At 53.5% G+C, this 25,044-nt stretch carries 21 protein-coding genes; 11 read left to right on the top strand and 10 right to left on the bottom strand.

All coding sequences use genetic code 11. The annotated features are described in order from the left end of the window. Positions 1-38: 38 nt before the first annotated feature. Entirely contained in the window at positions 39-3,254 is a 3,216-nt protein-coding gene (locus KIS77_22695) for an ATP-dependent helicase (GenBank protein MCW5925143.1), read from the top strand. Between the two features lie 154 nt (positions 3,255-3,408). Here KIS77_22695 and KIS77_22690 read toward each other — a convergent pair whose 3' ends face one another. The 3 genes from KIS77_22690 to KIS77_22680 all read right to left on the bottom strand — a co-directional run bounded on the left by KIS77_22690 (position 3,409) and on the right by KIS77_22680 (position 6,622). Beyond that, positions 3,409-4,695 (bottom strand): asparagine synthetase B, encoded by a 1,287-nt coding sequence (locus KIS77_22690; GenBank protein MCW5925142.1) that lies wholly within the window; start codon positions 4,693-4,695, stop codon positions 3,409-3,411. A gap of 349 nt (positions 4,696-5,044) precedes the next feature. Then, positions 5,045-5,467: a hypothetical protein gene (locus tag KIS77_22685; protein ID MCW5925141.1), complete on the bottom strand. Its 423-nt coding sequence runs from the start codon at positions 5,465-5,467 to the stop codon at positions 5,045-5,047. A 114-nt stretch (positions 5,468-5,581) separates the two neighbouring features. Continuing rightward, on the bottom strand, positions 5,582-6,622 hold the full coding sequence (locus KIS77_22680; GenBank protein ID MCW5925140.1) for a response regulator: 1,041 nt from the start codon (positions 6,620-6,622) through the stop codon (positions 5,582-5,584). A gap of 250 nt (positions 6,623-6,872) precedes the next feature. Here KIS77_22680 and KIS77_22675 point away from each other — a divergent pair, with 250 nt between their 5' ends. The 5 genes from KIS77_22675 to KIS77_22655 all read left to right on the top strand — a co-directional run bounded on the left by KIS77_22675 (position 6,873) and on the right by KIS77_22655 (position 11,581). Then, positions 6,873-7,334, top strand: a complete 462-nt coding sequence (locus KIS77_22675) for a CBS domain-containing protein (GenBank protein MCW5925139.1) — start codon at positions 6,873-6,875, stop codon at positions 7,332-7,334. Between the two features lie 155 nt (positions 7,335-7,489). Further along, positions 7,490-8,647, top strand: coding sequence for a universal stress protein (locus tag KIS77_22670; protein MCW5925138.1), 1,158 nt, complete (start codon positions 7,490-7,492; stop codon positions 8,645-8,647). Positions 8,648-8,924: 277 nt separating this feature from the next. Then, the gene (locus tag KIS77_22665) at positions 8,925-9,359 is read left to right on the top strand and encodes a DUF2267 domain-containing protein (protein MCW5925137.1); all 435 of its coding nucleotides are present in this window, start codon (positions 8,925-8,927) and stop codon (positions 9,357-9,359) included. A 235-nt stretch (positions 9,360-9,594) separates the two neighbouring features. Continuing rightward, on the top strand, positions 9,595-10,419 hold the full coding sequence (locus tag KIS77_22660) for a ZIP family metal transporter (GenBank protein MCW5925136.1): 825 nt from the start codon (positions 9,595-9,597) through the stop codon (positions 10,417-10,419). Positions 10,420-10,549: 130 nt separating this feature from the next. Beyond that, positions 10,550-11,581, top strand: a complete 1,032-nt coding sequence (locus tag KIS77_22655; protein ID MCW5925135.1) for a glucokinase — start codon at positions 10,550-10,552, stop codon at positions 11,579-11,581. 79 nt (positions 11,582-11,660) lie between these two features. On the opposite strand, the gene KIS77_22650 is transcribed toward KIS77_22655, so the two are convergent. From KIS77_22650 to KIS77_22620, 7 genes are all read right to left on the bottom strand, one after another. Beyond that, complete coding sequence (locus KIS77_22650) at positions 11,661-11,957, bottom strand: hypothetical protein (protein ID MCW5925134.1); 297 nt, start codon at positions 11,955-11,957, stop codon at positions 11,661-11,663. 62 nt (positions 11,958-12,019) lie between these two features. After that, positions 12,020-13,201, bottom strand: a complete 1,182-nt coding sequence (locus KIS77_22645) for a hypothetical protein (GenBank protein ID MCW5925133.1) — start codon at positions 13,199-13,201, stop codon at positions 12,020-12,022. Positions 13,202-13,272: 71 nt separating this feature from the next. Continuing rightward, positions 13,273-13,974 carry an ABC transporter ATP-binding protein gene (locus tag KIS77_22640; protein ID MCW5925132.1) on the bottom strand — a complete coding sequence of 234 codons (702 nt, stop codon included), beginning with the start codon at positions 13,972-13,974 and terminating at the stop codon, positions 13,273-13,275. Positions 13,975-13,981: 7 nt separating this feature from the next. Then, positions 13,982-15,193 (bottom strand): ABC transporter permease, encoded by a 1,212-nt coding sequence (locus KIS77_22635; protein ID MCW5925131.1) that lies wholly within the window; start codon positions 15,191-15,193, stop codon positions 13,982-13,984. Between the two features lie 40 nt (positions 15,194-15,233). Then, positions 15,234-16,448 (bottom strand): ABC transporter permease, encoded by a 1,215-nt coding sequence (locus tag KIS77_22630; GenBank protein ID MCW5925130.1) that lies wholly within the window; start codon positions 16,446-16,448, stop codon positions 15,234-15,236. Positions 16,449-16,525: 77 nt separating this feature from the next. Then, entirely contained in the window at positions 16,526-17,374 is an 849-nt protein-coding gene (locus KIS77_22625) for an outer membrane lipoprotein-sorting protein (GenBank protein ID MCW5925129.1), read from the bottom strand. 182 nt (positions 17,375-17,556) lie between these two features. Then, on the bottom strand, positions 17,557-18,165 hold the full coding sequence (locus KIS77_22620) for an outer membrane beta-barrel protein (GenBank protein MCW5925128.1): 609 nt from the start codon (positions 18,163-18,165) through the stop codon (positions 17,557-17,559). 392 nt (positions 18,166-18,557) lie between these two features. On the opposite strand from KIS77_22620, the gene ppsA reads away from it, so the two are divergent. The 5 genes from ppsA to KIS77_22595 all read left to right on the top strand — a co-directional run bounded on the left by ppsA (position 18,558) and on the right by KIS77_22595 (position 25,042). Beyond that, positions 18,558-21,077, top strand: coding sequence for a phosphoenolpyruvate synthase (gene ppsA / locus KIS77_22615; GenBank protein MCW5925127.1), 2,520 nt, complete (start codon positions 18,558-18,560; stop codon positions 21,075-21,077). Between the two features lie 23 nt (positions 21,078-21,100). Continuing rightward, positions 21,101-21,571: a hypothetical protein gene (locus KIS77_22610; protein ID MCW5925126.1), complete on the top strand. Its 471-nt coding sequence runs from the start codon at positions 21,101-21,103 to the stop codon at positions 21,569-21,571. Between the two features lie 56 nt (positions 21,572-21,627). Beyond that, positions 21,628-23,253 (top strand): T9SS type A sorting domain-containing protein, encoded by a 1,626-nt coding sequence (locus KIS77_22605; protein MCW5925125.1) that lies wholly within the window; start codon positions 21,628-21,630, stop codon positions 23,251-23,253. A 182-nt stretch (positions 23,254-23,435) separates the two neighbouring features. After that, a complete protein-coding gene (locus KIS77_22600) occupies positions 23,436-24,194 on the top strand; it encodes a glucose 1-dehydrogenase (protein ID MCW5925124.1) in 759 nt (252 codons plus the stop codon). A gap of 71 nt (positions 24,195-24,265) precedes the next feature. Further along, positions 24,266-25,042 (top strand): ABC transporter permease, encoded by a 777-nt coding sequence (locus KIS77_22595; protein MCW5925123.1) that lies wholly within the window; start codon positions 24,266-24,268, stop codon positions 25,040-25,042. Positions 25,043-25,044: the final 2 nt, after the last annotated feature.

Below are 25,044 nucleotides of genomic sequence, written 5' to 3'. Positions count from 1 at the left end.
AATGAACATGAGTCATCCCGAAAATTCGGCGATGACTCATGTTTTTCCCAATAACAATCAGAATGATTCATGGCTGGTCGCACATGACTGACTTGCAACAATACAACGATGCTTTCCGCGCCTTTTTAGCTTCCCTCAATCCAGCCCAACGCCGGGCAGTGGACACAACGGAAGGCCCCGTCCTCGTCATAGCTGGCCCCGGCACAGGAAAGACGCACATCCTGACCGCTCGCATTGGCAATATCCTGCTCAACACCGACGCAAAGGCTCAAAATGTCCTTTGCCTCACTTTCACCGACGCGGGCGCTCACGCCATGCGTCGCCGACTGTTGGAACGCATCGGCCCGGAAGCACATCGGGTGCCTATTTTCACCTTCCATGCGTTTTGCAACCGCGTCATTCAAGAAAACATGGAGCACTTCGGCAAAGGGAATTTGGAGCCGATAACGGAGTTGGAACGCATTGAGATAGTCCGAAACCTGCTCGCCAAACTGCCCCCCGAACACCCGCTGCGAGAAGGCAAAAAAGACACCTACCAATATGAGGCGCACCTGCGCGATGTGTTCGCCACCATGAAAAAGGAAAGCTGGTCGCCGGGTTTTGTGTTAAGGCGAACTGACGAATTTCTGGCGGGGCTTCCTTCCAACCCGGATTTCATGTATCAGCGAAACGGCAAAAATTTCAAGAAAGGCGACCCCAAAACCGCACAAATTGAAGAGACTACGGAAAAGCTAACACGCCTCAAGGCTGCCGCCGATATTTTTCCAAAATACGTGGCGGCCATGGAACGCGCCGGACGCTATGAGTATGAGGATATGCTTCTCTGGGTGACAAAAGCATTTGAAAAAAACGAAGCATTGCTTCGCACCTATCAGGAACGCTACCAGTATCTCCTCGTGGATGAGTTCCAAGATACCAATGGCGCGCAGTTTCACTTGCTCAATCTCTTGCTCGATTTTTGGGAAGTGCCCAATGTCTTCATCGTGGGCGACGACGACCAAAGCATCTACGAGTTTCAAGGAGCACGGCTGGAGAATTTGAGGGAGTTTTACAAAAAATATCAAAAAGGGCTTGAGACCATCGTGCTGGAGGAAAACTATCGCTCCGCACAGGCGTTGCTCGATGCGGCAAAAAGAGTGATAGACAACAATGAACTCCGGGCGCTCTACCTTTTTGAAAAACCCTTGGAAAAACGGCTGAGGGCTGTGAATGCCAAAGGCGGCAACCCGCCCCAAATAGCCGTTTACGAAACCAAACTGCACGAAGTCGCGGATATCGTCGCCCAAATCGAGCATCTGGTCAAAAAAGATGGCATGCCTCCTTCCGAAATCGCCGTCATATACGCCCGGCACCGTCAGGCTGAGCGGTTGCTATCCCTGCTCGAAAAAAAAGGCATCCCATACCAGACCAAACGCCCCGTCAACATCCTTGATTTGCCCATTATCCGCCAATTCAGGGAACTATTGAAATACCTCCACGAAGAGGCGCAAAATCCCTTCTCCGGGGAGCATCGGCTATTCCGATTGCTGCACGCCGCGTGGTTCGGCTTGGAGCCATTGGATTTGGCCAAAATAGCCATCGCCTGCCACCCCGCACGCACTGGCGACGGGGGCGAAGGGCGCTACGAAAGAGTAGGGCAGGCTCAAGAGACACGGCTGCCTTGGCGCGAGGCATTGAGTGCCACGTCGTGGCTCAACCGCCTTTCGTTGTCACATCCAGCTGCACTAAGCGACTTCTCGCAGCGTCTCGAAGGGTGGATAGCCGACGTGAGCAACCTGCCACTCTCACACCTCATCGAGCGATTGTATGCGCAAACTGGCCTGCTCCATTGGGCCTTGCGCCAATCCGATAAAGTGCTGTGCTTGCAGATACTCAGCACGTTCATGGATTTTGTGAAGGCCGAATCATCGCGCAACCCGCGTTTCTCCCTCGCACGCTTGCTCACGCTGTTGGATAGCATGGACGACAACGACTTGCCCCTTCCGCTCCAGCAACCCATCCAGAGCGGTCCGGGAGTGCAGTTGCTCACTGCCCATGCTGCCAAGGGACTTGAATTCGAGCATGTCTTCATGCTCGACTGCACCGATGATGCTTGGGAAAAAAATGGGAGCGGCCACCGCGGGCGGTTCGCGCTGCCACCCACACTCACGCGCTCCGGCGCGGAAGACGAGATGGAGGCCCGTCGGCGGCTCTTCTATGTCGGCATGACGCGAGCGAAGCGAGCGCTGCACCTGTCGTTCGCACGAACAGGCGACGACGGCAAACCCCTCGCTCAGGCGCGTTTCGTGGACGAAACAGCATTGCCCCACACGACGCTCGATGTGCCGGCCAGCCTTTTGACTGAGACCCAAACCCTGCTTTTGCTGGAGCCAACCCGCCCCGTCGTCACTCTGCCCGAGCCCACCCTGCTGGACGAGTTGCTGGCTCATTTCAGCCTCAGCATCACCGCGTTCAATCGCTATCTGCGTTGCCCTTTGGCCTTCTACTACGAGGACTTGTTGAAGGTGCCGGGCACCTCAAGCGAAGCGGCGGCTTTCGGCATAGCCATGCACGGTGCCTTGCAGCAATTTTTATTGAAAATGAAAAACCACAAAAAAATGGAATGGCCCAGCCCCGAAAACCTCCAGCGCCTCTTTGACCAAGAAATGGAGCGGCAACGCGGGTGGTTTTCCGAACACGGCTTCGCGCAACGGCTCACCCTCGGCAAGGACTATCTGCGTCGCATACATTTGGAACAAATACCTTTTTGGAAAAAACGCGCCATCGTGGAGCGCCGCATTGACCGCGTGGAACTCAACGGCGTGCCACTCACGGGCGTGCTTGATAAAATCGAATGGCTCGATGGTGGCTCGCTCCGCATCGTGGACTACAAAACAGGGACTCCCGACCTCCGCAAAACAACCCCTCCCGACGCTCGGCAAGCACTCGGCGGGGAGTATTGGCGTCAATTGGCCTTCTACAAGATATTGCTCGAAAATGCGCGCATCTACCCTGAGCGCGTGGGCCGGACGGCCATCTCATGGCTTGAACCTGATAAACGCGGCGCGTTTCCCATCACTGAAATCTCTTTTTCGGGAGAAGAAATTCACTTTGTGGAAGAGCTGATTCGAGAAGTTTTTTCAAAAATCCAAAATCGAGCATTCACCGATGGCTGTGGCGACCCGAGTTGTGCTTGGTGCCGTATGCACCACGACGGCACAGCAGCCATCCTTTCTGAACGCGGCGTGGAAGAAGGGCTGGACGATGGTGCCTGACCGTTGGGTGACGGTGTATAGTGCATCTGGTGCCGCTGTTGGTGAGAACACTAGCAAGGGCGGAAAATTGCCACAAAGACCCTAAGGCACAAAGACCTTGAAATCAATTCCTTAGAGCCTTAGGGTCTTTGTGGCAACTTTAAGTTGCGGTGTACTATGTTTTCTGGTGTTTTTTCTTTGCGGCCGGGAACAGGATGTTGTTGAGAATCAGGCGATAACCCGGCGAGTTGGGGTGCAAAGCCAAGTCTGTGGGCGGGTCGCCGACGTAGTGGCGATAATCTTCCGGGTCGTGGCCACCATAGAACGTCCAGAAGCCATAGCCGTAAGTGCCGTGAATGTAGCGGGCTTCATTGGCTGGCTTGTTGTCGCCCATGATAAGCACTTGTGGCTTGATGTGTTTTTTCTGAAAAGCAGTTGCTTGACCCATGAAGCCTTTCACTGTGCGCGTGTGACACTGCGTGAGCATGGTAGGCACGGGGTCCCATTTTGCGGAAAAATCGAACAAGGTAAAATAATCTTGTTCCGGTATCACACGGCGTCCCGTGTATTCGCCGTGGTCAATGGTGGAGTGTTCGTAGATGCCCGGCTCGGTGATGACTGAGAAACCCGTGAACGCAAAAGTCTTCGAGTAATCCAGTTTGTTGTTGCAGTTTGGGTCAATGGGGTCACCGTCGAACACCGAGGCACAAATATCCGTGCCCTCTGCGGCCAAAGCGATGTCGTAAGTGTCTGTGGCCGAACACATGGCAAACATGAAGCCGCCTCCTGCCACATACTCGGCGATTTTTTTGCACACGGCCAGTTTGAGCTTGCTGACTTTGGTGAAGCCATTTTCTTTAGCCAGATTTTCCATCATGCGGACGTGTTCCCGATACCAGGGTTGGCTGCTGTTGCTGGCGTAAAACTTTCCGTACATGCCCGTGAAATCCTCGTGGTGCAGGTGAAGCCAGTCGTATTCGGGCAGTTTGCCGTTCAGCACCTCATTATCGTACAAGATATCGTAGGGAATTTCGGCATAGGTAAGCACCAATGTCACGGCATCGTCCCAGGGCTGCACGGTCTCGCCTTTCTCGTTTTTGTCAGGGCTATACACCGCTATTTTGGGCGCTTTTTCGAGTTTAATCACGTCCTGATTCACCTCCGGGTTCAGGATGTCGTTGCGGATGCTGGCAAACTGCGCATCGGCGATGACCTCGAAACTCACGTCGCGGGTTTTACATTCTTTTTCAAAAATAGTGGTATAGACAAATGCAAAGCTGCCGCCCCGGTAGTTGAGCAACCAATAGGCTTCCACCCCTTGCGAGAGCACCCAATAGGTGATGCCATAGGCTTTCAGGTGATTGCGCTGATAGGTCTCGTCCATCGGAATCAGGATGTAAGCAGCGCGTAGCTGGGAAAGGCAACAGGCGAACAACGCGGTGATGATAAATAACTTGCGCATGGTGCGAGTGTTTATTCGTGGAGAAAAGTCAAGCGTAATGGGAGTACTTACTTCAAGAGACAACAATTGGCGTTCAGGTTGTTTCAGGTCGAGCAGAAAAACGCTGTTTTGGGAAAAAAGATTTTTTCTGAAAATCAAATGGCAAAAATAAGGCTAAAAGGATGCTCTCCAAAATTGCCACAAGCAAGTAAGTCAGCACTTGTGCCGCGCCCGGTCAATTCCTTGTAAATTGGGCCGCCAAATTCATCGGGCATTGACCGGGCGCGGCACTATCCCAAACACGGCGAGCCAGCCCGCGTCTGTGGGCTGGCTCGCCGTGGCCTGCAAGAATCGGCATTGACGCAAACGCTCAAATCTTGACAAACTTCAACACATCCGTGTCGCCATTGCCACCGCTTGTGTGCTCAAAGTGCATGAACGCATCTTCGATGGTGATGATGCGCCAGTCCTCTTCCAGCTCTGACAATGCGCTGGGCACGGTGCCGACAAAATCAATCAGAAACTTGTTCGCACTGTCATCAATGCCCGTTTGCCAAGTCCCCGGCCACGTCTGGCTGCCGTTGGTGGCACTCAGGCTGCCATCGGAGCCAAACTCAAAAGTATAGCTGGCATAATTGGAGGTTTTGTCCTGTTTGTCGAAAAAGTAGCTCACCTTCCATTGCCCTGGATTGGGTGTGGGCGGGTTGTTCGGGTTGTTGTCGTTTTTGCACGCCGGGAGAGCAATGGAGAGAGAAAGTAATAGAGCAGCGAAAGCAAATAGTGCCTTTTTCATGGTAGCCGTTTTTTTGTGAACAATCAAGATGCCACAAAGAACGCAGTTGCGCAAGGCAAGTGACAACTGCCGGCTACCGAAGTGGCAACATTGGTCGCTGAACGGGCATTTGGGTCAATTGGGCAAATGACGCAGCTTGTCAGGCTTCAAGACCAGAATAGCTCCCTCTTTGATGTCAATCGAGCCTTCGTTTTTAAAATCGGTCAAGGTGCGGATAAGTGTTTCTTTGGCCGTGCCGGCCAGTGAGGCGAGGTCTTCGCGCAAGAGATTGATGGTAGGGCCGCTTTGGTCGTAGAGCTGCACGAGGGCAGTAGCCACGCGCTTGCGGACGGAGTTGTAAGCCAGTTCTATGAGTTGTTGTTCGCGCTCGGCGACGTGATTGGCGAGCATCTTGATAAATCGGGCATTCACGTCGCGATGGCCAAACACCAACGCGGCAAAATCCGATTTCGGAATCAGTTTGACCGCGCAGTCTTCCACCGCTGCGGCGCTTTCCGGGTAAGCATCTTCTTGGAATAGCGCCAAAAAGCCAAGGAAATCGCCTGTTTGTGCGATTTTCACGATGAGCTCGCGCCCGTCGTCACTGGTCTTGTAAAGCTTCACTTTGCCGCTTTCCACAAAAAAGAGCCAGCGCGGGTTTTCGCCTTCCCTGAAAATGATGTCTTTTTTGCGATAGTGCCGCACCTCGCGGTTGTCAGAGAGATGTTTTATCGCCTCCAAAGCGCGTGCCTCGTCTATAAAATGGTCGAGCGAACCCGTGTGCTGGGCGGAGGCGACGCGCAGGCGTTCGCTTTTTTGAAGCCGTGCCTCTATGGTTTGCAGCAGGGCCACGTCGTCGAAAGGCTTGGTGATGTAGTCGTCGGCACCCAGCGACATACCGCGTCGGAAGTCTTCCTTTTCGGCCTTGGCGGTCAGAAAGATGAACGGTATGCCAGCAGTGTTGGCGTGGCGGCTCAGTATGTGCAACACCCCGTAGCCGTCCAGTTCGGGCATCATGATGTCGCAAAGAATGAGGTCTGGCAAGACTTCCTGCGCCTTTTCCACCCCGGTTTTGCCGTTTTCAGCGGTGAGCGTCTCGTAGCCCCCCAACATGAGAATTTCGGAGAGATTTTCACGAACGTCGGCGTTATCTTCGATAATGAGGATTTTTTTCATGGCAGGGCAAATGTAAAATAACCACATTGATTTCAATCAATTCATTTGCTAACCTGCATCATTCTGAGAGACGGCTGATGCCCTCACCTTTGTCGTGCTGCTTCGGATGACGGCAGCCTCAACAAATAAAATTCGCGCCATCGAATTTTCAGCATGATCGAAACTTCAATCCATTCGGAATCAAGGTTGGCAATCATGGTGAACTGAAAAATCTTGGCGAATCAAGGCATAAAACAAAAGTCTCTCAATCATGAACGTATTTGCACCAATCTCCAGCCTGATGACCGACTACAAGCACTTGGTAACGGTCAGCCCGGAAGACACCCTTGAAAAAGTGAAAGAAATTTTCGACGCGCACAAATTCCACCATATCCCGGTGGTCAATTTCCGCGAAATCGTGGGCATTATCAGCAAAGTTGATTTTGAACATTTTCTGGGCGGGGCCACGCTTTATGGCGAAAACAACATAGTGAGCACGCAACGACTGCGCGAGGCGCGTGTGCATCAAATCATGACGAAGCACCTCGGCAAAGTGGAGCCTGACGACCGCATCAACGTGGCGCTGGAAATTTTCACCCTCAACCGATTCCACGCGCTTCCGGTAGTGAAAGACGGCGAGCTAGTGGGCATCATCACACCGTTCGACATTCTGAAAAAATTGGCCGAAGAAAAACCCGCTCAGCCCCACATGGTCTATGAAGCGGAAAATTGAATGCGAGCGCCGCCAATCACCTTCCTAAGTACAGGGCGGGCAAGGTGGCTTTGAACAAACGGCGCCAGCAATCCTTTGAAAATCATGCAAATCAATCAAGAGCATCCCTGCCGCGCCATTCGGCTGGCTCAAATCCTCTTTAATCTGGGTATAACATGACCACTATAAAAGTTTTTGGAGAACATGACGAGGCTACTCGCCGCCTGCGCGACAACCTCACCCGCGCCCTCTCGGATTTTCCGCTGGACAATCGAGTGGTGGAGGTGTCGGAGCCGAACGCCATCCGAGCCGATGGCGTGACGGACACCCCCGCGCTGATGCTCGACGGCGATATGGTAGTGGAAGGTCGTGTGCCCACAGTGGAAGAGCTGACTGCCATCTTCCAAAATCGCTATCTCTACAAGAGCAAATTGTATCGCTTGCAAAATATCACGGTGCCAGTGGACATCAGCGAGCCGTCGGGCAACGCATTGGTGTTCGCTTGGCAGCTGGCTCAGCAATTGGATGCCAAAATAGAGGTGGTGTATGCGATGGATAGTATTTTTGAAGGCAGCCTGCCTTCCGCGTCGGGTTTTTTGTCGAGCTACAAAAAAACGGTGCAGACGGAGCTGGATGCCTTTATCAAGGATACGCTTAAGAAAATCGAGGTGGATTACCAGCCACCCGCCCAAACCCCACCAATCCCCAAAAACGGCGATGAGACCGCAGCTCCAGCCATCAAATCAACGGTGCTGTATGGTTTTCCCGAAGAGGTTATCGAGGAGCAATCGCGCAAGGCAGACCTCATCGTGATGGGCACTACGGGGCGCGGCGGCGTGGCACGCAGCCTGTTTGGCTCGGTCAGCACGGAAGTGTCGCAGTCTTCGCATTGTCCGGTGCTTTTTGTGCCGATGGAAGCCGCTTTTCATGGTTTCAAAAATGTGCTCTACGCGAGCAATTTCGATTCGCTGGATGCCTTGCGCGTGAAGCAAGCGGTGGCGTTCGTGCAGCGATTCGGCGGTCGGGTGCATTTTGTGCACGTCGGCCCGGCGGGTGAGGAAGGACTGAATTTGGAGCGGAAGCTGTTCGAGGTGGATTACCAACGCTCGGAACCTGAATACCCCTTTGTTTTCAACAAGGTCATTGGCGACGACGTGGTGGAGCAGCTTAACGATTATGCCTTCCAACATGGCATTGACTTGATGGTTTTTGTGACGCACCAACGCAGCTTCTGGGAAAACCTGCTGCACAAAAGCGTGACGCGCAAGGCCCTGCTGGGCGCGGGCTTGCCGATGCTCATCATGCACGCTGACGATGACATGAAAGGGCGTTAGCGCCTACTTCAAAACATACCCTATTGACCTCCTCTCAAGCTTGAGGTTTTTGTTCGCCCCGTTGGCACGCCCTGCGTACCGGCGGGGTTTTTTGATTGGAAGAATGGGCATCAATCATAGGCATCTGACAAATCATAGCGGCTCGAGGTACCGCTGGCTTTGTTTGGGAAGACATTGTCAATCAAGTCGGGGGCTGACGGAAATCATCCCTACCTCTTGCAGTAACATCCATTTTTGTCTTCTCATCTCTTTGTTGGCCTTTCTAAATATTTTCCACATGGCACTCAATTTCAACAAGTACGTCCAAGATGGCGAGCAATTCCTAACGGAAGTTGCCCGCGAAATCAATGACCCCGACAACGTGGCCAAGGCAGGTCGCATCCTGCGAGCAGTGCTTCATGCGTTTCGCAACCGAGTGTCGCCGCAAGAGTCGCTTCAGCTCATCGCCCAATTGCCAATGCTTATCAAGGCTGTCTATGTGGATGGTTGGCGCATCAGCGACGAATCCAAAAAACTCCGTACGTTGGGCGATTTCATTGAAGCAGTGCGGGAAGAGGGCGGGCGTGGCACCGCAAATGATTTCGTTACCGACCGCGAAGTCGAACACGCCATCCATGCAGTATTTACTGTATTGAAAAAAGACGTTTCAGCGGGGGAAATTAAAGATATCGTCGCCACGCTGCCAGCAGCACTGCGGCCTTTGTTGGCTTAAAAACGTCTAAGAGGCTGTCATGCCCAAAACTTGGCGGCGCGAGGTATAGATTCCTGTCGGAGTGGGAAGGGAAAGCGCAGCCCTATAAAAACTTCCTTCTTTTGCAAAAGAAAACGGCTTGACCGTTCGAGGCAAACACCATGAAATATACCTTAGCGACCCGAACCGCACGGCATCGGAACAGATGAAAATAGTGCTCCGGCACGCCGTGAATTAAGCCGACCTGTTGCTTCCCATGACTGAAATCATTGACTTTATCGCTCAGTATCACCCGACCACACAGGCGTTTTTTGCCACCTTGTTCACTTGGGGCGTCACGGCGTTGGGCGCCGCGTTGGTTTTCTTTTTCAAAAGCGTGAACCAACGGGTGCTCGATGCCATGATGGGCTTCGCCGCGGGCGTGATGATTGCCGCCAGTTTTTGGTCGTTGCTCGCGCCCGCTATCGAAATGAGCGAGGAAGTGAGCGAGTTGCCAAAGTGGGGGCCTGCGCTGATTGGCTTTTTGGCGGGCGGCATTTTTCTTTCCATCGTGGATAAGATATTGCCGCACTTGCACCCCGATTTGGCCATGGACCAAGCCGAGGGCATCTCTACCAAATGGCGGCGCAGCGTGTTGCTTGTGCTGGCCATCACGCTTCACAACATCCCTGAAGGTCTTGCCATCGGCGTAGCTTTTGGTGGGGTGGTGCACGGTATGCCCGGCGCTACCATCGGGGCCGCTGTCGCATTGGCCATCGGCATCGGGTTGCAGAATTTCCCAGAGGGCACCGCTGTGTCCGTGCCGCTTCGGCGGGAGGGGATGTCGCGTGCCAAGTCGTTCTGGTATGGGCAGCTTTCGGGCGTGGTGGAGCCTGTGTTTGCCGTATTGGGCGCTATGGCCGTGCTGACCATGAAACCCATGTTGCCCTACGCGCTGTCGTTTGCCGCAGGTGCCATGATTTTCGTGGTGGTAGAGGAATTGATACCGGAATCTCAACGCGCCGGCAACACTGACCTCGCCACACTTGCCACCTTGTTGGGCTTCAGCGTGATGATGGTGTTGGATGTGTCGCTGGGGTAAGCGATTGATGTTGAAGCGCGTCATCGAATTGGGTTTGCCCTAAAACGAGCCACATCTCATTGAGCATTGGCGCCACCTGTCCCGAAGCTTCGGGATTCTCAAAACAGCACATTAGCAAATTGTACTCGCGATGCACCAGCCTTTTCTTCCAATCGCGTTTCCCAAGCGGACACCCTTGCCCGAAGGTGTCCCGCTGCTCGCAGCCGACGTGGGCGGCACCAAAACGGCGCTGGCACTTTTTGAAATGCGCGGGGGAGTGTTGGCCATCGTTCGAGAGGCCGTCTATGCCTCCAAATCATTTGGCTCATTGGCCGAGGCCGTGCGTCATTTTGTCGGCAACGGTTCGCGGCCTGCGCGATTGAGTATCGCTTTCGCAGGGCCAGTGCAGGGCGGCAAGGCAAAAGCCACCAATCTGGGTTGGGACATTGAAGTGGCCGCCCTGAGCCAAGCATTGAGCATCCCGGAAGTATTTTTGCTCAACGACCTCGAAGCCTACGCTTACGGATTGGCTGCGCTGACGCCATCGGATGTGCAAACCATTTTTAGGGCCTCCTCGCCTGCTATTGGCAACGCGGCCATCATAGCGCCCGGCACAGGACTTGGTGAGGCGGGTCTCTATTGGGATGGCACCGCCCTGCATCCTTTTGCCACAGAGGGCGGACACGCGGGTTTTGCGCCCCGCGATGAATTTGACTGCGCGTTACTCCTTTTTTTGGAAAAAAAATATGGCCGCGTGAGTTGGGAGCGCGTGGTGTCTGGCCCCGGCATCCATCAGATGTATCGCTTTCTCCGCGATGTGAAGTCAATGACGGCACCCGCCGAAGTGGAGGAGAATATGGAATATCAAGACCCGGCAGCGGTCATCAGCCTCGGCGCAGTGGCGGGGCGCCCTATTTGTGTGGAAACGCTGCGCCTTTTTGCCCGCTACCTTGCCATGGAGGCCGCCAACCTCGCCTTAAAGCTCAAGGCAACGGGCGGCGTTTTCATCGGCGGCGGGGTGCCGCCCAAAATCTGGAACGACGACCTGCAAGCCGTTTTTCTCGAACACTTCTTCCAAGTGGGTCGCCTGCGGCCCTTGCTGGAATCGGTGCCCGTGCATCTGGTGCTGAACGAGCGAGGTGCCTTGCTGGGGGCAGCGTGGTATGTGGGTGGCGTGGTGTGAGTCATGGGAGGGGCATGGTTCTGTGCGGCACCTGCGAAAAACAAGGTTTCGTAGATGCAGGAGCCTCCTCGCCTCCTCTTCAATCGCCCTTTTTCGACTTGTTGCCTGCCAAAAATCCCCAACCGCCGGAGCCGAGCAGGAAGCCGAAATTGTACCAGCCGCCTGAGTTGTTGATGGCGTAAATGGCGACCTCGTTGTCGAACAGGCTCGCCACAAAACTGACAGGGGTGATGAACCCGTGCAGCAGGCCGTGGAAAAATCCATATCGTTTACCGGTCAGGCAGGTTTCGACTGGCTCCACGCTGGCGCAGGCTGCGAAAAGGCAGCAAATGAAAATGGCTGCCAAGAGGGTTAGGAGGGCGCGATGTTTTTTCATAAGTTTTGCAGTTCAAAAAATTATCAAGATGAAAATGGTTTGCGTGACTGCGCAGGCCAAATTCAAAAACCCCATTTCAGCCTAAAAATGAGCGCGTTGCCAAGATTTTTGAATTGACCGCCCGCTGGCGCAAAAAACGATTGTGCCACCAAGTTTGCGTCCCAGTTGTCGCTCAACGAGTAGGTGAGCACGGGGAATGTGATAAAAGCATCCGCGCCGGGGCAATAAATCAGGCTCAGATTGGCTGTGAAAAGTGGCGTGATGGATTTGGCGACTTGCCCAAGCAGGGAGTATCTGAACGGCATCAATCGTTTCGCGGAAAGTTGTTGGGTAGCCAATTGTTCCAACGCTTCCGCGCCGTCGCTGCCGCCCGAGGTGTAAAGAAATGCCCCGCCGATGTACCAACCGTTCTGGAAACTATAATCGCCGCCCAATGTCAATGACAGCAGGCCAGTGCTGTCGCCCAATGATTGTCGGGGTTGGAACCAAGTCGCTTCGCCCTTGAAGCCGGCGTTGCCGATGCTGCCCGCCCACCCAGTGCCCACAGCGAGGTCGTCCCTAAACCATCCTCCCAGTATTTGAAAATCGTAGCCCCCACGATTGAAACGGTATAGCAATGCTGCAATGGTCGAGGCGGAGTCTTTGCCGTGGCTTATGGCCAAGTCGAAACCTGACATGCCGCTTGTGTGATAGCGTACCCGGATGGCATCGCTGCCTGGGCGCTCCTCATAGTCGAAATCGAAAAAATTGTAGGCATTGAACAGGTCGTTGGGGGTCCAAGCCGTCGTGATGCCCCAATTGACCCGTTGCCGCCCGATGGTAACATCCCAGCTTTGTTTTCGCCAGTTCAAGGAAAGCCGGTCTGTGATGGTGTGCAGCACGACGGCGGGTTCGTCCACTGCCACCCACGAAAGGTCCATCAAGCCATTTTCATAGTCAATCTGCTCGGCAAACCCCGGTGTCCAGCGTACCTGCTCGCCCCAGAACAATCGTGTGCGCAGCTCCAGCCGTGCCGAAATGTTTTCCGAAAAATAGTAGATGAAATTCAGGCGGTTGTGCAAAAAATTGCCCGTGAAAAGCGAGCCTTTGTCCCTTGTGAAGGTCGCTGTTTGCAAATCTTTGAGATAGCCTTGAAAATGGAAATGGGCGGGTTTTGACTCCGACTCAGGCATGGAGTCGGCCTGCCCTTTTGATGTGAAAGGGAAAACGAAAAGGAGAAACGCCGTAATAAAAAAGGTTTTCATGAAAACACATTTTAGGACGCTCGTTTGTGGGCCCCTCGAACCCCGTCCGCCGCGCTTGGCCGGGCAAACCCTCAAGCCACACTGACGCTCGCCGTGTCCGACGCAATCCGCCCATCCACCAGTTTGATGACCCGGCGGGCGCGTTCGATGACGCGGGCATCGTGCGTTGAAAAGATAAAAGTCATGCCCTCTTCGCGGTTGAGTTGTGCCATCATATCAAGCAGGTTCGTGGCCGATTGGGAGTCGAGGTTGGCCGTAGGCTCGTCAGCGAGGATGAATTGAGGCTTGGATGCCAGCGCTCTTGCGACGGCGACGCGCTGTTGCTGACCACCTGAAAGCCGTGCGGGGCGCACGTCCATTTTGTCGCTGAGGCCGACGGCGTGCATTAGCTCTTTCACGCGCCGTTCGCGCTCGGCCTTTGGTGCGCCTTGCAAAAGCATGATAAACTCCACATTTTCGCCGGCGGTCAGCACCGGAATCAGGTTGAACGATTGGAACACAAAGCCGATATTGTGCAGGCGGAACTGAATCAACCGATTGGGCGACAGGGCCGTGATGTCCGTGTCGTTGATGACGACCTTGCCTTCTGTAGGCGCATCGAGGCCGCCGATGATGTTGAGCAAAGTTGTTTTGCCCGAACCCGACGGGCCGACCAAGGCCGTGAATTCGCCTCGTTCGATGTGCAGGTGCACACCGTCCACCGCATGCACTGGAATAGTGTCGGGATTGTAAATTTTGCTGACGTTGTGGATATCAATGACTGTTGTCTTCATAATTTTTTCAATGCCTGATGGCTTCAGCGGGTCTCATTTTAAGTGCTTTCCATGCCGGAAACACTGAGGCGAGCAATGCCGTGACAAAGACGATTTGTATAATCTGCCACACTTTGTCGCCAGGTAGGTCAGGATAAATCACCGCGCCATATCCGAAGCCTTTCAGCAAGTTTTCGGCGATGGCGCTCAGGTCAATCCCCGTTTTTGAAAGCCAGGCATTCGCCAGCCAAGCCAACCCAAACCCAATAGGGCATCCGGTCAACGTCAGCAACAGGGTTTCCAGCACGACCATGCCGAACAGCCGGAGCTTGGTCATGCCGACGGCCATCAGCATCCCGATTTCGCGGGTGCGTTCGAGCACTGCCATGAGCATGGTGTTGACGATGCCAAATGCCAGTGCGATGAGTATGATGGCAATGATGATAAAGGAAGATATATCGAGCGAAGACATCACAAGAGCTGTCTCCGGCGAAATGGCGCGCCAGTCTTGCACCTCAAGCCCCGGCAGCTGTCGCGTGAGCGCAGCCATTGCGGCGGGCAATTCGCTTTCGTCGGTCAGTAGAACAGCGGCTTCCGTGCCACGTCCCGGGGTGTCGAGCAAATCGTCGAGGTCGCCGCGCCGCACATACACGTTGCGCTCGTCGAGCGGGGCATTGGCAGTTTCATAGATGCCGGCAATGCGAAAAGCGCCGGAAGTGATGTTTTGCTCTATGTCTTGAAATGTCAGCACGATTTTGTTGCCCGGCGCGAGTTTCATTTTATCGGCCAATTTTTTCCCGACCAACACCTGATGCTTTTTCTCGGCTTCAAAGTATCCGCCGTCTATGACGAAATTTTTCAAGCCCCGTGTCTTATCTTCGGCATCAGGGTCAACGCCGTTGACCTGAACGCCATTGCTAGCTGAGGCGTTGGCCAACATGCCTTGCACCGTGGTGCGCAGCGAAAAAGCCTTCACGCCGGGTGTGTGGCGCAGGGCGGCTTCGAGGCTGTCGAGCGCAAAATTGAAAACCACATCGTGGTCGTCGCGGAATTTTGGATGATGCACCTGAATGTGCGACACTTCCTGCTCGATGGCGATGCGCACACGCTCGTTGCCCATACCGTAGTAGAGCGACACGATGAACGCTCCTGCCCACACCCCCAGCGCCACTGACGTGATGATGGCAAGGCTGCGCGTCCGGTGTCGCCATAAATTCCGCCAAGCAATGATGATTAGCATTGTGATGACTGTTTGAGTGGTGAGATGAATGGCTCAAAATTTACGCTCGCATGGCATCTACGGGTTTAAGAAACAATACTTTGACAATAGGGTAGAGCGATAGCAACAAACCGATAATCAGGACGGCCAGCGCTTGGTTCCAAAAGATGGAAGGGGCTAGCGATGCCGGGAATATGGCCTCAAAGCCGAATTTTTCATATACCTCTGCCATCTCGCCCGTGATTCTGATGGGATGCTCCTTGAGCCACCAGACCAAAGGGATGCTGACCAAAATACCAAATAGGCAACCCGTCAAGGTGATTAGCACCGACTCGAACATGACCATTTGGGCAAGCTGGCGTTTTTTCATGCCCAACGCGACGAGCATCCCAAATTCGCGTTGGCGCTCGGCCAGCATCATCAGCAATGTGGCGAAAATGCCGAACGAAATCAGCAAGTACAGTACGCCTAAAATAATGGCGCCGCTTGCCGTGTCGGTTTGGATATGTTCGTGGATGTCGGGCATCATTTCCTGCCATGTCAAGGTTTCAAAATCGGGAGGGAGCGAGGCTCGAAGTTGGGCGGCGGTTCGTTCGGTGGCTGTGGGCTTTTCGGGCGAAACGACCAGCGTGGTCGCCAGCCCCGGTGCATCGAGCCAGTGTTGGGCTGCCGCCAATGGCAGGAACACCACTTGGTCGTTGAGTGCGGGTGAGCCGAATCGCAGGATGCCGCCGATGGCATATTTTCCGGCTGCGGTGGTGCCGTAGTAACCCTGACCAAGCAAGATGACGGTGTCGCCAAGGCCTGTTTGCAGGCGCTTGGCCAAACCTTCCGCAATCAGAATCGTCTGTGCACTGTCCTGCAAATACGCACCCGCCACTAACTTGCTTTTCAATCGCGTGACGCGTTCTTCCGTGTCTGGGGCGATGCCAGCCACGAGGCAACCTTTGGTTTTTTCACCTGTGGAGGCTAGCGCGAAGGCTTCCAGTCGTGGTGTCGCAGCGGCCACGCCCGGACTCGACAAAACGGCCTTTTGGATGGAATCAGTCAGCGGAAAGCTATTTTCCAATGTTTGTTCCGACTGATAGCCCGCCCGGTGGACTTGCACATAGCCACTGTAGAAACTGACCACATTGGCTATCAAATGGTCGAACACGCCTTTTTGCAAGCTACTCATGGCAACGGCCAACACGACCGCACACCACACTGATGCCATCGTGATGAACGAGCGGTTGGGGTTGCGCCAGAGATTGCGCCATGCAAGTTGTAGGAGCATAGGTGTTGGTTTGATAACAACAGAGTTGTCATGGTGGAGGGCTTTGGCGGGGAAAAGTGCTCCACCATGACAATTCTCTACTTGACCTTCGTCATATTCTCCGTCGTGAAAAAACTATCGGCCAACGGCTTGTCGAATTCGAGCGACTTGTAGGCGATTTCGGTTTTGTGTCCTTTTTTGTCGGCAGGGGTCATTTCGATGCGCGACGGGAGCAATTTGCCGCCAAGCATTTTCAGGTCAGCGCCAATCATGGTCTGCGATAGTGCGCCGTTTTCGTCGTAGAATTCAGTGCGGAGTTGGATGTAGTCCTTTTTGTCAACCCAGACGACGACTTTCCCCCACACGACCGCCGCTTCGGGTTTTGGGGTAAGTTCAATTTTGTGGCAGTCTCGGTCGCCCTGTTTCTCTGAGCCGAGCAATTTGTGCACATAATCATCCACAATGGAGGATTCTTTCACCAAGTCGTCGTTGGTGAAGTCGGTGCCCATCCACGACTGCGACATCATGGAGGGGGGTAGTTTGATGGTGCGTTCGAGCGAAGGAAGCCAGTTCCAGACTTCTTTTTTGCGCTTCAGGAAAGTCGTGCCTTTGTCTTTGGCGGGCGATTTGACCAAAATAAGCGCCATTTCGTTGCCCTTCGTCCATGCTTTGATGTCCATCGAGCGGGTCCATTTGGGGCGGACGGTGGTGATGGTCATTTCGGCGATGGAAGTTTTTCCACGCGCTCGTTCGTCGGCTTTTCGGACGATGGCCACGGCGTCTTCCTGTTGTTGGGCGAGGGATGATGCTCGCATGCCGAATAGAAAAACAGGAATTAAGAGTAGAAGGGTCTGATTTTGCACAATGGTCAGCGATGGGTTGTGGTGAATAAGTTGGGCAAAAATAAAAAAATACCGGGCGACAAACGAGTGTCGGCCCGGCACCATGGTTTGCTTTGTGCTAAGTACGCTGGCGTTCAGAACAAACTAATGCCGCCAGCGTACTTATACTTCGCACCGTTAGGTTTTGGGCATGACTGCAATCGCAATCTGCTAAAAATCAAGAACATCAATCATGTTCATCTAACAAATCCTAGCGAGTCAAGGTATACATCAGTCTGCAACATCGCTCAACCCCGCACGCGCCGGAAGCCGCCGAAGTAGTACTGTAGCCCCAGTGCCAACGAGAACTGGTTGGTGCGCGTCTTGGTGGTAGTAGTGACACCTCCCGTAGTGGAGTCGAACTGGCTGTTGGCGTAGTTGTACTTAAAAATGGTCTCAATGGCGAAACCGCCTCTTGAATATACCGTCAGGCCTGGGCCAGCACCGACGGCAAAGACGTTGGTCTCGATGCTTTGCTTGTTTTCGCCCACTATTTGCTCGTCTTTTGAGTTGCCAAACCCAAAATTGGTTGTGAAAAACAGCGCCACGTTGTCGCCCAGAGAGAAGTAGTAGCGTGCAAATGGTCCAAAGAGCAAGTCGCTGTCAGTTGTTTTGTCTTGGCCGGGTTCGGTCACGGAGTTGAGTGTGTAGTCGGCGCCGAGGCCCAAGGCAAAATTGTCCAAAATGAAGTAGCCGATAGCAGGGGCCACGTTGACCTGTTGGGCCGAAAGCCCTTCGCTGCCTGCGCCTCCGCTGGTGACTTTAGAGTTGGCGGTCGAGAATCCCACTGTCGAGCCAACCATAAAATTGCCCTGCTCCAACAATTGGGCAACGGACGCAGCATGCACCAAGAGCATCAATACGGGGATGATAGCCAATTTTTTCATGGACTGAGAAAGGTTTGAGTGAATGAACAATGTGAGTTTCATCGCTCCGCAGGATTGGGGCTTTCGTCACATCCCGCTTTTGCATACCCAAAGGTGGGGACGCACATCGCCGCTACATAATGATGCAAATCAGGGGCGAAAGGAACTGTTGTCAGGCGAGAGGCTGAGGGAGGTGAGAAACAGGGGTGATATTTTGTGAAATCGTTAAATCGAATCTCATTCGCTTTGCTTGCGCGAGCCTGTCCGAACGGCTTAGCTGGGCGGGCAATCAAATCAATCAACATCACCCTCCCGCCTGACCATCATCATTTCCCGCTCCTTCACGATGCTGCCATTTTTGGGCAAACAAAAATCGGAATGTCATGCCCTTCTTGATTAAACATTTCTCGGAAATATCCATGCGCGAACTCGCCCTTGTAGGCGGCAAAAATGCCTCGTTGGGGGAAATGTTCTGCCAATTGGTGCCAAAAGGCATCATGGTGCCAGATGGGTTTGCGGTCACTGCCGAAGCCTATCGGTTGTTTTTGGAAGAGCATAAATTGCGCAAACCCCTGAGCGACTTGCTGGCACAATTAGACAAGGCGCATCTCTCCAATCTCGAATCCATCGGCACACAAGCGCGCGATTTGATTTTGAAAGCAGCCTTGCCCAAAGCGGTAGAAGCCGCCATCAAAGAAGCTTACCAACAGTTGCGCCAGCGTGAAGGAGCAGATATTTCGGTGGCTGTGCGCAGCAGCGCGACGGCAGAGGATTTGCCCTCCGCAAGTTTTGCCGGGCGGTTGGACAGTTTTCTCAATATCAGCGGCGAACAGGAGCTGGTGGACGCGGTGCATCGCTGTTTTGCCTCCTTGTTCACCGACCGCGCCATCAAGTACCGTGAAGACCAAGGCTTCGGCAACATAGACGTGGCCATCTCGGTAGGGGTGCAAACAATGGTGCGTTCCGATTTGGCTTCTTCCGGCGTAGCCTTTACCCTCGACCCCGACACGGGTTTCGACAAGGTGGTGGTGATTGACAGCGTGTATGGCCTCGGCGAAAACATCGTGCAAGGCCGCTCCACCCCCGATGAGTTCTTGCTTTTCAAGCCTCATATCGGCACACACTTCAACCCCATCATCCAGAAAAAACTCGGCGGTAAAGAATGGACGATGATTTATTCCAAAGCCGCCAACGCTGCCTCGACGGTGGAAAACAAACCTTCCCCCGACCACAAACGCGACCTCTTTTCCATCAGCGATGCCGATGTGGCCATGCTGGGCAAATGGTGTGTCCAAATCGAGCAGCACTACGGCAGGCCGATGGATATCGAATGGGCCAAGGACGGCGCGACCGGCAAACTCTACATCGTGCAAGCGCGACCTGAGACCGTCCATGCGGGCAAGAGCAAACAGGCTGTGGTGCGTGCCTACAAAATAAAAACAAAGGGGCAGAAACTCGCCGAAGGCATCGCGTTGGGCGAAAAAATCGCTTTCGGGCGGGCGAGGCTCCTGCGCTCGCCTCAGGAAGCCAACCTCTTGCAAGATGGGGAGGTGCTCGTGACCGACATCACCAACCCCGACTGGGACCCTATCCTCAAACGCGCCGCCGCCATTGTCACCAACAAAGGTGGGCGCACCAGCCATGCCGCCATTGTAGCCCGCGAACTCGGTACTGTCGCCATTGTGGGCTGCGGCAACGCGACCGATAAAATTCACGACGGCGACCTGATAACGGTCAGTTGCGCAGAGGGCAAAACGGGCTTCATCTACGCCGGAAAAGCCGATTGGGAAGTAGAGGAAAAAGACATCTCCAACCTGCAAATGCCCAAAACGGCCCCCATGCTCATCCTCGGCGACCCGTCGCTGGCGTTCCAGCAGTCGTTTTTGCCCAATCGGGGCGTGGGGCTGCTGCGCATGGAATTTCTCATCACCCACCATATCAAGGTGCATCCGTTGGCGCTCACCCGCTTCGAGCAAGTCGCCAACCCCGGCATCAAGGAAGGCATTGCCCACCTGACACGGCACTACCGCGATAAAAAGGACTATTTCGTGGACAAACTCGCCCAGGGCGTGGCGACCATCGCGGCGGCGTTTCACCCGCACGATGTCATCGTGCGCATGAGCGATTTCAAGAGCAATGAATACGCCAACCTCGTCGGCGGCCAGCAATTTGAACCGTTGGAAGAAAACCCGATGCTCGGCTTTCGGGGTGCGTCGCGCTACTATTCGCCGCTCTACAAAGATGGTTTCGCGCTCGAATGCAAGGCCATGAAAAGGGTGCGCGAAGAAATGGGATTCACGAACGTGAAACTGATGGTTCCTTTCTGCCGCACGGTGGAGGAAGGCAAACAAGTAATAGAAACGATGAAGGAATTTGGCCTCGAACGCGGAAAAAACGGCCTCGAAATCTACGTCATGGTCGAGATACCGAGCAACGTGCTGATGGCCGAAGAATTTGCCGAAGTGTTCGATGGCTTTTCCATCGGCTCCAACGACCTCACCCAGCTCACGCTCGGCCTCGACCGCGACTCCGCCCTCGTGAGCAATCTTTTTAGTGAAAAAAATGCGGCAGTGATGCGGCTCATTGCCTCCGCCATTCGCACTGCTCGCCGAAAAGGCATCAAAATCGGGCTATGTGGGCAGGCCCCCAGCGATATGCCAGAGTTTGCGCAGTTTTTGGTGAATGAGGGCATTGACAGTATTTCTTTCAATGCGGACGCGCTGCTGAAGGGGATTGAGAACATGAACGCGGCAGAGTCGAAGGAGCCCAAAACCGGCATTGAAGAACCGCCGCCGATGGGCGAAACGACTTCGCCTGCCCGCGACAATACCTACGTTAATCCCGCCCCTGTCACCAATCGGGAGTGGGAACGGGAAGGTGATGGCGGGGAGATTTTTAAATGAACTGACCAACATATTTTGAAGCTATGCGCTATTTCATCATCATTTTCCTGTTCAGCCTTCCCTTCTCGACAGAAGCGACGATTCGCACAGCGCCTGATTCGACCTTTGTTTCGCAGTCCTCTTTTTTGGTAAAACAAGACGGCGAAAAACGCGGTTTCTTTAAAAAATTTGTCGAAAAACGGCTGCTTAAACACCTTGCGAAAGCAGAAAAATTCTTGGGCAAACCCGGTGATGGTGACGGGAAAGGGCTTGCTATCTCGGGTCTGACGGTTGGCTTGCTTGCATTGCTTTCTTGGTTTATTTCACCTTATTTGGGTTTTATCTTGACTATCCCGTTTGGGCTCGCGGGACTCATTCTAAGTATCATCGGGCTTGTAAGAGCCAAGCGCTGGTATCGCACCGGGCTTGTTCAGGGGTTGGCCATTGCTGGGATTGTATTGAATAGTTTGCTAATTGTCTTGTTTCTCGCCTTGCTGGCTTGGGCCTCTTCATAGATGGATTTTCAGCAACAAAACAATAGAAAAAAAATCTGACAACAAACTACATCACCATGAACAAACAAACAACCCTTGCAATCTTTGCCATCCTGCTGATGGCAACCATGAGCGAAATGTATGCTCAAACTATAACCGTTAGCGATACACTGCGAGCCAATTCCGTCCGCGCACGTGTCCAATCAAACGGCGCTTTTTTTCTGGGCGGCCAAAACGGCGAATTTCTTGTCCCGGCCACAACAGGTGGTTTGCCCGAAATTTCAATGATGAAATCCGCCGGACTATGGCTGGGCGGGCGAGATTCGGCGGGCAATCTCCATGTGTCGGCTCAACTTTACAACGAAAACGGGAAAACGGATTTCTATCCCGGTGTCTTGCTGGATGATTTGATTCCCTATCCGGAGTTCAATTTCATTGCGGATGTGACCAGCGCACAAATAAATGCGCATATTGCAAATCCGGCCAGCCAGATTCCGGCCGTTTACAGCTGGCCCGCACGGGGTAATCCTTTTTTCTTCAACTACTATGGCTTCGATTTGCCATTTTCAAATTTCAATTATTTTGCTGGCTTCTACGACAAATTTTCTAATGGGGTTTATGAGCCTGATTTCGGCGATTACCCAGTACTCGAATTGAGAGGCTGCCCATTAATATACAATGCCGATGAAGAGTTGTGGTTTGCCTTCCACGATGTCGGGCCACACACACAATCGGGCGGGTCGCCATTGGGCATGGAGGTTCAGACCCAGTTTTTTGGCATAGACTGCCCGGAAGGCTCGCCGGTTGACCGGGTGGTGTATGTGACTTATAAGCTTATCAACAAGAGTCCCATCCCGCTGGATTCCTGCTACTTAGGTGTCTTTATGGATTTTGAAGTAGGCAATGGCGGCGATGATTTCATCGGTTGCGACCCCGCGCGGCGGGTCGTTTTTGCTTACAACGGCGACGAAGTGGACGAAGGCGGATTTGAAAACACGCCGCCCGTGATAGCGGTTGACCTGCTGCGTGGGCCGCTCAACGAAATAGGGGAGGTGGTGGACGGATGGCATTTTGTACCTGTGGATGATGCCAATCTCACCGCACCCGAGCATTATTACAATCTGCTGGCAGGCCGCCGCCTCGATGGCACACCTTTTCCAAACAATGGCCTCATGTATGCTGGCAACCCCCTCAATCCTTCTGATTGGTCGGAAATCAGTGATGGCAATACGCCAGGAGAGCGCAAGGCATTGACATCATTTGGGCCGTTCACTTTGGTTCCGGGTGCAATAAATGAGTTGGTACTGGGCTATGCTTGGGTACGCAAAGACCCCAATGGCAGTGTCGCCGACAACCTCTCCATTGTGGGCGCGACCATGGATGCCGTGCAAGACCTATTCGACAATTGCTTCGATTTGTCCGAGGGTTGTCCGGGCAATGTGCCGACCTCAGAACCCTCATCAAGGCTGCCTATCACCATTTCGCCAAATCCTTTTGCCGGTTGGGTGCTTGTGGAAAGTGAGGAGGTTCGGATGCAATCTGTTTTTTTGTACGATGCCACAGGTCGCCTTGTGCGCGAAATCACGGCAGTTGAAAATACGGCCGTTGTGATTCAGACTGGCGATTTGCCTGCCGGACTGTATGGTTTGCAGGTGCGAACAAAAGATGGTCGCTTGGCTGCCTACAAATTGATTCACGAGTGACAAAACAATTCAACAAACCATGCGAATCAAAAGTTGGAAAATCCAAAGTGTTGAAAATCATATTTTTAAGCACCCACGTTTACGAAACTTTCAAAAGTTTCGTAAACGTAAGTCGCTTAAAATGAAGTCAATTTTCTAACCCTTGATTCGCATAAATCACCAATTCTACAAATCAACCAACTATGGCTCGTTTACACAACAAAGTCGCCATCGTCACTGGCGCAGCCGGGGGCATGGGCGAATCCATCGCCCGCCTGTTTGCACAAGAGGGTGCCTCGGTGTTGGCCACCGACATCCAATTTGAAAAAATGAACACTTGGGTGCAGGAGGCTCGCAAACACAGCCTTTCTATCGAGTGCGTCAGCCACGATGTCACCTCTGAGTCCGACTGGCAAAAAGTCGTGGAAAAAGCCGCGCAACTTTACGGCAAAATTGACATCCTCATCAACAATGCCGGGGTCTATCAGCCGATGGAAACCACCGAACTGACTTCGCTCGAACGCTGGAATAAAATCCTCTCCATCAACCTGACGAGTGCCTTTTTGGGCGCAAAGGCCGCGTTGCCGCATCTGAAAAAATCAGGCAAAGGCTCCATCGTCAACAACTCGTCCATCGCTGGCCTTGTGGGCGGCAACGGCGCTGCCTACTCCTCCTCAAAAGCGGGCATGCTGCTGCTGACCAAAGACCAAGCCATTGAGTTTGCGCCATTCAACATCCGCGTCAACTCCATCCATCCGGGCGGCGTGATGACCCCGATGACGGAACACATCCTGCCAGTGGATGCCGCCGCACGCGATGCGATGATGAAAGCGATGTGCCCGTTGGGTCGTATCGGCGAGGCTATCGAAATCGCGTACGGGGCGTTGTTTCTCGCCTCCGACGAGTCGTCGTACATGACAGGTGCCGAATTGGTGATTGATGGAGGGCTGACGGCAAGATGAGTTGTTTGAGTTGCAGATCAAACAACTCAAACCATCCCAACTAACTTACTTTTGAGGCAAATAGGAAGCGTATGACCAAACTTGAATTAACCCTTCCTGAAAGCACCCGCCGATTTCTGCACGATGCTGGCGAATTGAGCCGCTTTGCTGCCCGCTTTTTTGCAGAAGGATTCAGCCCCCGCTATGAGGTGCGCGAGTTTGTGCGTCAGTGTTTCGTCGTCGGTTACAAGTCGCTGCCTCTTGCGGGTCTCACGGCGTTCATCATGGGCTTGGTGCTGACCATGCAGCTACACCCGACGATGGTCTATTACGGTGTAGAAGCCATGATACCGGCGATGGTCGGCATTTCCATCGTGCGCGAAATCGGGCCGATACTTACGGCACTAATTTTTGCCGGAAAAATCGGCTCCAGCATCGGCGCAGAGCTGGGTTCCATGAAGGTGACGGAACAGATAGACGCGATGGAAGTGTCTGGCACCAACCCGTTCAAATACTTGGTCGTCACCCGCACGCTTGCTGCCACGCTGATGTTGCCTATCTTGGTCATCATTGCCGACGCCATATCGCTCTACGGTTCTTATTTGGGCATCAACATTTACGAAAACGTAAGTTTCTATCTGTTTTTCAAACAGATATTTGACCACCTGCTTTTCATGGACGTAGTGCCCGCCGTCATCAAAACCTTCTTTTTCGGATTTGCGGTCGGCATCATAGGGTGTTACAAAGGCTACTATTCGAGCAAAGGCACGGAAGGGGTGGGGCGTTCGGCCAATTCAGCCGTGGTAGTGTCGTCCGTCATGATTTTTATCCTTGACCTGCTTGCTGTTCAGATAACCGACTTGTTGTAAAC

It is taken from the genome of Saprospiraceae bacterium (assembly GCA_026129545.1).
Lineage (GTDB): Bacteria > Bacteroidota > Bacteroidia > Chitinophagales > Saprospiraceae > M3007.
This window is presented reverse-complemented; position numbering and strand designations above follow the sequence as displayed.